Origin of the sequence: Prevotella falsenii DSM 22864 = JCM 15124 (assembly GCF_000613945.1) — a bacterium.
Lineage (GTDB): Bacteria > Bacteroidota > Bacteroidia > Bacteroidales > Bacteroidaceae > Prevotella > Prevotella falsenii.
This window is the reverse complement of record NZ_BAJY01000072.1, coordinates 1-2,213: the sequence shown is the minus strand read 5'-3', so window position 1 is coordinate 2,213 and position 2,213 is coordinate 1. Positions and strand designations below refer to the sequence as shown.

General features: G+C 40.8%; 1 protein-coding gene and 2 pseudogenes. 2 read left to right on the top strand and 1 reads right to left on the bottom strand.

The annotated features are described in order from the left end of the window. Positions 1-417, top strand: a pseudogene (locus tag JCM15124_RS16240) (IS110 family RNA-guided transposase); the annotation flags it as partial. Then, on the top strand, positions 396-500 hold the full coding sequence (locus JCM15124_RS17210) for a hypothetical protein (protein ID WP_373277545.1): 105 nt from the start codon (positions 396-398) through the stop codon (positions 498-500). The pseudogene JCM15124_RS16240 and the gene JCM15124_RS17210, both read left to right, overlap by 22 nt. A gap of 302 nt (positions 501-802) precedes the next feature. Here JCM15124_RS17210 and JCM15124_RS14460 read toward each other — a convergent pair. After that, positions 803-2,131 (bottom strand): annotated as a pseudogene (locus JCM15124_RS14460) (IS1380 family transposase). Positions 2,132-2,213 lie beyond the last annotated feature (82 nt).

Genomic DNA, 2,213 nt, shown 5'->3' with positions numbered 1-2,213 from the left:
GCCATTGCTCTCTATGCTTACCGCTATCAAGATATAGCAGTATGTTACGTTCCTTTATCAAATAATGTTTCACGACTCAAAGAGCTGTTTCTCTATCGCCAGCATTTGGTATCGCAAGTCAAAGCAATGGATGTTCGTAGAAATGTTACAGATGACTTCAAGAAGGAGCTAGGCGATGTAAGATTCATTGTTAATAGTTCTACTAAGATCATTAAACAGATAAAAGCCACCATTAAACAATGCGAGCAAAAAATGCAGGAAATTATCGAAGAGGATGAAGAGCTTAAGACAACCTATGGTAGCATTACCTCTGTTAAAGGAGTATCTTTGATTGATGCAGTAGCCTTTATCGCTTATACTAATAACTTTAAAATTTTGGAGGCAATGCAAAGAAGATTGCCACATATTGGGGAGTAGCTGCCTTTGCACAAGAGTCCGGAACAAGTATACATAAGACGGAAAGAGTAAGTAAGATTGCAAGCAAAATGCTAAAATCATAACTCACACAAGCTGCAAGAATTGCTATTAGATGGGAACCTAGGTTCAGGGAATACTTTGAACAGCTTATCAACAGAGGAAAACATCAAGGAGTAGCACTGAATAATGTAAAGAACAAACTCATAACGTTATAACAGCATTAGCATTATCACACCAAAAGTATAATCCTGAATACAAGTGTATAACCGGACAAATGTAATAAAAAAAAGAAATGGACAGAGAATAACCGGACTTTTTGAACGTAACTGTTAAAAGTAACGTTAAAAGCAAGATTTTATTTGGTGGGAAACATAGAATGCGGTCATTAGGATTTCTCTGTGTTGTATGGCATAGAGAAATCCTTTAGTTTTTCCCAAATGTTTAGAAAGGCTTCCCTTGTCTTGAGCGACCTTGCCAAGTATAGAATATGCTTGTCCTTTACCTTTCCCAAATATGCAGGCGTGGATAAAAAATCATAGCGTATGGTTTTCAGGAACTGCCTCTTGCCGGAGTTTATCAATGCGTGCCTAAAGAGTGACATGAAGTTGTACGCCATGACGATAAAGTTTCCGCAAGCCTCCGTTGCCTAGAAGTTGTGTGAGACAAAGTCGTCCAACGAAAAGTCATATTTGAGTTCCTTGATTCTGTTTTCAGAATCGGCCCTTCCCCTGTATGTGTCATAGACAACCTTGGCAGGCAGGGTCAGGTTAGTTACATAGCAACTGTATCGGTATTTTCCAAAGTCCTCTTCATCCTTAAACAACTCCAGTTGTTTGATCTGCTTTCCTGCCGCCTTAGGGCGTTTCTCTATCTCATGCCTCACCATAATGATACGCCTGGGCTTCTCCCAGCTGTCTGACTGATAGGTTGTTTCGGATATATCCAGCCCATCTGTTAACTCCACCCATGCCGTTTCATGGGTAAGACTATACTTAATACGGTTGTTGAAGCGACAGGCTATAATGTATGGTAAGCGGTTGTATTCGAGATACTTCATGGTATCCCCGGAGAAGAAGCCGCTATCCATGCGGATTAAACCGACTTTCTTGTTGTGAAGCCTTGAGAGCGTATCCTCCAAGAATGAAAGGTAGTTGGTACTTGCGGAAGTATTGCCTGGGCGCAGCCAGTAATTAGCAATCATCCTGACATCTGATATGAAAGACAGCAAAGGATGATGAGACGGTCTGCCGGGACGTTTGGGATTATATCCTTTGACGGCACCTTCCTGTCTTCCCTCACGCACCATGACGGTAGAGTCAAAGTCAAGCGTATAATTATCAAAAATCAACTCAGAGAAAAACCACTCGAACAGCTCACTGAATACGCGTTGATTGATTGCTTGGGAAAACTTGTTGAAATAATGTTGATATGCACGATGGTCAGCACTACGTTCCCAGCCAAGAAGCTTACAAAGCGCTGCATCATAACGTACCACATCAAGATGACCAAAGCAGTTGGCACCACACCATACACCGGCAAACAAACCAAGGATAATCTGTATGGGCTTATAGCCACGGTTTGACCCTTGCTGCGGAAGAGAACACGATGCTAAATGCTCATCAAAATGGCATTTTTCAAGCATCTTTAAGAAAAAGGATAAACCGCCGAATGGAGTTATTTCTTTATTTACAAACTTTATATCATAGTGACGCATCATAATGACAAAACTTTTGCGTGGTAAAGGTAGTAAATTATGGATAAACAAGAGTATACAAACAGAAGTTTGGTTCATCGCA